We start from the raw sequence: 6,011 nt of genomic DNA on the forward strand, positions 1-6,011 counted from the left end.
CAGTGAAGGCATTAAGAAAACTCCTTGACTCGATGGAGCCCCATTTCGTCAAGGGCGGTAGATACGAAAAATTTTATGCGCTGTTTGAAGCGGCAGATACGCTGCTCTACACCCCTGCGGATAAAACCCACAACACCAGCCATGTTCGTGACGCCGTCGACCTGAAGCGGATGATGGGCATCGTCTGGCTGTGTACCTTTCCGGCCATGTTCTTCGGCATGTGGAACGTTGGCTTCCAGGCCAATACCGCCATTGCCGGTGGACTGGCAGCGCCCGCTGACTGGCACGGAATGCTGATTGGCATGCTGGCAGGTCATGATCCGGCCAGCCTGTGGGATAACATGATTTATGGTGCGGTTTATTTCCTGCCCGTTTATGCGGTGACGTTCTTTGTGGGCGGCTTCTGGGAAGTGCTGTTTGCCATTGTCCGTGGCCATGAAGTCAACGAAGGCTTCTTTGTTACCTCCATCCTGTTTGCCCTGATTGTGCCACCGAGCATTCCCCTGTGGCAGGTAGCCCTGGGTATCTCCTTTGGTGTGGTGATCGGTAAGGAAGTCTTCGGGGGAACCGGCAAGAACTTCCTGAACCCGGCACTGACCGGACGGGCCTTCCTGTTCTTTGCCTATCCGGCACAGATTTCCGGTGACCTGGTATGGACGGCAGTGGACGGCTTCTCCGGAGCAACGGCCCTGAGCATTGCCCAGCAGGGTGGTGTGGAAGCGCTGCAGCACTCCCTGAGCTGGATGCAGGCCTTCCTGGGTGTGATGCAGGGTTCCATTGGTGAAACCTCCACTCTGGCGATCTTTATCGGTGGTGCTGTTCTGCTGGTAACCGGAATTGCTTCCTGGAGAATCGTGGCCGGCACCATGCTGGGCATGATCGCTACCGCAACCCTGTTCAACCTGATTGGTTCAGAAACCAACCCCATGTTCATGGTGCCCTGGTACTGGCACATGGTGCTGGGTGGCTTTGCCTTTGGTCTGATTTTCATGACCACGGACCCGGTATCGGCGTCCATGACCAACACCGGCCGCTGGTTCTATGGTGCGCTGATTGGTGTGATGGTGATCCTGATTCGTACCGTCAATCCGGCTTACCCGGAAGGTATGATGCTGGCCATTCTGTTTGCCAACCTGTTTGCGCCTTTGATTGACCACTTTGTGGTAGAGGCCAATATCAAGCGTCGGGAGGCTCGGGCCTGATGGGAAACGATACGATTAAGAAGACGCTGCTGGTCACAGTTCTACTGTCGCTGGTGTGCTCCATTATGGTGTCTGCGGCGGCGGTGTTTCTCAAACCAGCCCAGCAGGAGAATGTGGTGCTGGATGTCCAGCGTAACATTCTGAATATTTCCGGTCTTACCCAGGACGCACGATCCTTGAATAAAGGTGAAGTGGCCAAACTGTATGAACAGGTGAAGCCCCGTCTGGTGGATCTGAAAACCGGAAAGTTCATTGACAAGACCTCTGAAGGTCTGACGGTGGATCAATACGATCAGCGCAATGCGGCCAAGGACCCGAAAGCCTCCAAGGCACTGGCCGGGGCCCAGGACATTGCGGGCATCAAGCGTCAGGCCGATGTAGCGAAAGTCTATCTGGTTGAAAAGAACGGCAAGATTGAAACCGTGGTTCTGCCAGTACACGGCTATGGTCTGTGGTCCACCATGTACGGTTTCATGGCCCTTGAGAAGGACCTGGATACCGTCAAGGGCTTTGGCTTCTTCGACCAGGCGGAAACCCCCGGACTCGGTGGTGAAGTGGACAACCCCATCTGGAAAGCCAAATGGCCTGGCAAGAAGGTCTATGGCAGTGAGGGTGATGTCGCTCTCGGGCTGATCAAAGGGGCAGTGGACCCAGCCAGTCCCAAGGCGGTCAGCCAGGTGGACGGTCTGGCCGGTGCCACACTGACCAGTAATGGGGTCACAAACCTGATCAAGTTCTGGTTGGGTGAAAATGGCTTTAAGCCGTTCCTGAATAACCTTAAAGCGGGGGATGCATAATGTCTGAGAAGACCAAAGATATCCTGCTGGAACCGGTCGTAAAAAATAACCCGATCACCCTGCAGATCCTGGGGATCTGTTCGGCCCTGGCGGTGACCACCAGCATGCAGGTGAGTCTGGTTATGGCGCTGGCGGTCATCGGTGTGACCACCTGTTCCAACCTGGCGGTATCCCTGATTCGCAACCACATACCTAACAGTGTTCGTATTATCTGTCAGATGACGGTCATTGCGTCCCTGGTTATTGTGGTGGATCAGATCCTGAAAGCCTATGCCTATGACATCTCCAAGCAGCTGTCTGTATTCGTGGGCCTGATCATTACCAACTGTATCGTTATGGGTCGTGCGGAAGCCTTTGCCATGAAGAACGGTCCGAAACTGTCTGCCCTGGACGGTTTTGGTAACGGTCTTGGTTATGGTGCGGTGCTGCTGATTGTGGCGTTCTTCCGTGAACTGTTTGGTGCCGGCAACCTGTTTGGTGTGGAGATTCTGCCCACCATCAACAACGGCGGCTGGTATGTACCCAACGGTTTGATGCTGCTGGCGCCCAGTGCGTTCTTCCTGATCGGTCTGCTGATCTGGGCCATTCGCAGCTGGAAGCCGGAACAGGTTGAAGAGGCGGAATTCAAGATTGCGCCCAACACTAAATTCAGCGAGGCCCACTAAGCCATGGAACATTTCATCTCACTCTTTGTGAAAGCGGTGTTCGTGGAAAACATGGCACTGGCTTTCTTCCTGGGTATGTGTACCTTCCTGGCCGTTTCCAAACAGGTGAAAACGGCTCTGGGACTGGGGGTTGCCGTTATTGCGGTGCTCACCATTACTGTACCCATCAATACCATCATTTATCAGAACATCCTGAAAGATGGCGCCCTGGTGGCGGGCATCGATCTGAGCTTCCTGGGACTGATTACTTTTATCGGAGTTATCGCTGCCCTGGTACAGATTCTGGAAATGTTTCTGGATAAGTTTGTTCCGGCTCTTTATAACGCCCTGGGGGTGTTCCTGCCACTGATCACCGTAAACTGCGCCATTATGGGAGCTTCTCTGTTCATGGTTCAGCGTGATTACAATGTGGGTGAATCGGTCGTGTATGGATTTGGTGCGGGTGTTGGCTGGGCACTGGCCATTGCTGCCCTGGCTGGTATCCGTGAAAAGCTCAAGTACAGTGACGTGCCTCCGGGGCTGCGTGGTCTGGGCATCACCTTCATTACAGTGGGCCTGATGTCGCTGGGTTTCCTGTCATTCTCTGGCGTTCAGCTGTAAGGAGATTGGAACGATATGGATTTAAATGTGATCTATGGCGTTGCCATGTTCACCATCATCGTGCTTGCACTGGTGGTGGTGATTCTGGCAGCACGCTCGAAACTGGTCAGTACCGGTGATGTGACCATCGGGATCAACGAAGATCCTGAAAAAGCGGTGACCACTGCTGCGGGCGGAAAGCTTCTGACGACGCTGTCCGACTCCGGGGTATTCCTGCCATCCGCCTGTGGCGGCGGTGGTACCTGCGCCCAGTGTAAGTGCAAGGTGCTTTCCGGAGGCGGTGAGATGCTGCCCACCGAGCGTGCCCACTTCACCAAGCGTGAAGAGAAGGAAGGCTGGCGCCTGTCCTGCCAGGTGGCGGTCAAGCAGGATATGGAAATTGAGGTTGAAGAGGAACTCTTCGGCGTCAAGAAGTGGGAGTGTGAAGTTGTTTCCAACGACAACGTCGCCACTTTTATCAAGGAACTGGTGCTGAAGCTGCCTGAAGGTGAGGATGTTAACTTCCGTGCCGGTGGTTATGTCCAGCTGGAATGCCCTGCCCATACCGTTGAGTACAAGAACTTCGATATTCAGGAAGAGTATCGTGGGGATTGGGACAAATTTGACCAGTGGAAGTACGTTTCCAAAGTGGACGAGCCGACTATTCGGGCTTACTCCATGGCCAACTACCCGGAAGAGAAAGGGCTGTTGAAGTTCAACATCCGGATCGCGTCACCGCCTCCGGGAACCGATTTTGCCCCGGGCAAGATGTCCTCTTTCGTCTTTAACCTGAAGCCCGGTGACAAGATGACCGTATACGGACCCTTTGGTGAGTTCTTTGCCAAGGAGACCGGCAATGAGATGGTATTTGTGGGTGGTGGTGCCGGTATGGCACCCATGCGCTCCCATATCTTTGACCAGCTCAAGCGTCTGTCGTCTACCCGGAAGATCTCTTTCTGGTACGGTGCCCGTTCCCTCCGTGAAGCCTTCTATGTGGAAGAGTTTGACAAACTGGCTGAAGAGAATGAGAACTTTACCTGGCATCTGGCGCTTTCCGATCCTCTGCCCGAGGACAACTGGGAAGGCAAGACCGGCTTTATCCATCAGGTGTTGTTTGATAACTACCTGAAGGATCATGCGGCTCCTGAAGACTGCGAGTTCTACATGTGTGGACCACCCATGATGAATGCTGCAGTGATCAAAATGCTGGAAGATCAGGGTGTTGAAAAAGAGAACATCCTTCTGGATGACTTTGGTGGCTGATTGCCCCTGACTCAACCTTTGATCCAACGAAAACCGGAGCCTTCACCCGCTCCGGTTTTTTTATGGCCATGGATGGCCTGTATGCTGGCAACGCAGGGAGCAGTTGCCAGTATATGGACGGGATGGCCTCTGATGACCAGGCTCTGATCGCTTCTGTGTCTTTTCAGTTGCGCTTCACTACGTTCAGCAGCAACCTACGTTAAAGTTGCCCAACCTTGAGGTTTTACAACATTTTTCTACAAATTCTGAAATGCAGTAGGTTGCTGCTTCGCATAGCGAAGCGCAACAAAAGTATTAGCAGGAGGTAGAGTAACGTATGAAGTAGTTACCGGGGAGCGGTTGTCAGTATATGTCCATAGAAAGGCCAGATAAGCGTACAATAGAGAATTGTTTTTTGGATCAAATGCGTTTTCAAAGGGGGAGTTTATGAACACCTGTTATCAACCAGGAACTGTATTGATAACTGGCGCCACGTCAGGCTTTGGGCTGGCCAGCGCCCGGCTTTTTGCCGAGAACGGCTACCCGCTGATCATCACCGGGCGGAGAACCGAAAGACTGACGAAACTGGCTGAAGAGTTGAGATCCCGGGTTTCGGTACATACAGTAACACTGGATGTTCGTGATAACGAAGCTGTTATGGACATGGTTGTCAGCCTTCCCGACGCCTTCAAGAATATTGAGGTGCTGGTCAACAATGCGGGGTTGGCGCTTGGGTCAGGCCCTGCGGATGAGGCCAGCCTTCAGGACTGGCACACTATGATTGACACCAATGTCACAGGACTAGTGAATGTCACTCACTGCCTGCTGCCTCTGTTGAAACAGCAGCCCAGGGCCACCATTATCAACCTGGCCTCTATAGCGGGTAGCTGGCCCTATCCGGGGAGTCATGTTTATGGGGCTAGCAAAGCCTTTGTAGCCCAGTTTTCACGGAATCTGCGCTGTGACCTTGCGGGTACCGGTGTCAGGGTCACCAGCCTGGAGCCTGGATTGTGTGAGAGTGAGTTTTCACTGGTGCGGTTCAAGGGGGATCAGGAAAAGTACGATGCCCTGTATAAAGGAACCAATGCCCTTCAGCCTGAAGATATTGCCGATATTATTCTCTGGCTGTCCAGGCAGCCTGCTCATATTAATATCAATAGCCTGGAAGTGATGCCCACTTCCCAAGCCTGGAATAATTTCAAAATTATTCGCAAGGGAGCGTAAACGGAAATCCCAGCCATTTTACTGATTTGGTTGGGTTTTTTATTATCGTCGATGATTTTCAAGTTTTTTCAGTGTACGAATATTTCAATGGCTTCTGGCGCTGTTCAAATTAAATGTTGCTAACATGGTCTATACTCCCTGAGCATGAGAATTGTCGTGTAAAGTGGAGTTCCAGCCATGAAACCTCAGCAATTCCAAGACATCCTGAAGTCCATACCCATGATGTCCCCAGAGCAGATCGGTGTCCTCCATAAAACTCTGCCGCCCTCACCCATTGCCGGTGATGCACAAGGTATTTCCGG

Annotated in this window: 6 protein-coding genes; all 6 read left to right on the forward strand. The window is 52.8% G+C overall.

Annotation, left to right across the window (positions count from 1 at the left end):
- Positions 1–2 precede the first annotated feature (2 nt).
- The 6 genes from ACNRUY_RS18530 (at position 3) to ACNRUY_RS18555 (ending at position 5,709) form a co-directional block, all read left to right on the forward strand.
- The gene (locus tag ACNRUY_RS18530) at positions 3–1,202 is read left to right on the forward strand and encodes an NADH:ubiquinone reductase (Na(+)-transporting) subunit B (RefSeq protein ID WP_488113137.1); all 1,200 of its coding nucleotides are present in this window, start codon (positions 3–5) and stop codon (positions 1,200–1,202) included.
- Positions 1,202–1,999: a Na(+)-translocating NADH-quinone reductase subunit C gene (locus tag ACNRUY_RS18535; protein WP_488113138.1), complete on the forward strand. Its 798-nt coding sequence runs from the start codon at positions 1,202–1,204 to the stop codon at positions 1,997–1,999. Before ACNRUY_RS18530 ends, ACNRUY_RS18535 begins: the two co-directional genes overlap by 1 nt.
- Positions 1,999–2,664: an NADH:ubiquinone reductase (Na(+)-transporting) subunit D gene (locus ACNRUY_RS18540; RefSeq protein WP_488113139.1), complete on the forward strand. Its 666-nt coding sequence runs from the start codon at positions 1,999–2,001 to the stop codon at positions 2,662–2,664. Before ACNRUY_RS18535 ends, ACNRUY_RS18540 begins: the two co-directional genes overlap by 1 nt.
- Positions 2,665–2,667: 3 nt before the next feature.
- On the forward strand, positions 2,668–3,264 hold the full coding sequence (gene nqrE, locus ACNRUY_RS18545) for an NADH:ubiquinone reductase (Na(+)-transporting) subunit E (protein ID WP_488113140.1): 597 nt from the start codon (positions 2,668–2,670) through the stop codon (positions 3,262–3,264).
- Positions 3,265–3,279: 15 nt separating this feature from the next.
- Positions 3,280–4,506 (forward strand): NADH:ubiquinone reductase (Na(+)-transporting) subunit F, encoded by a 1,227-nt coding sequence (gene nqrF / locus ACNRUY_RS18550; protein WP_488113141.1) that lies wholly within the window; start codon positions 3,280–3,282, stop codon positions 4,504–4,506.
- A gap of 426 nt (positions 4,507–4,932) precedes the next feature.
- A complete protein-coding gene (locus tag ACNRUY_RS18555; protein WP_488113142.1) occupies positions 4,933–5,709 on the forward strand; it encodes an SDR family oxidoreductase in 777 nt (258 codons plus the stop codon).
- Positions 5,710–6,011 lie beyond the last annotated feature (302 nt).

It is taken from the genome of Endozoicomonas sp. Z74, from assembly GCF_057680865.1.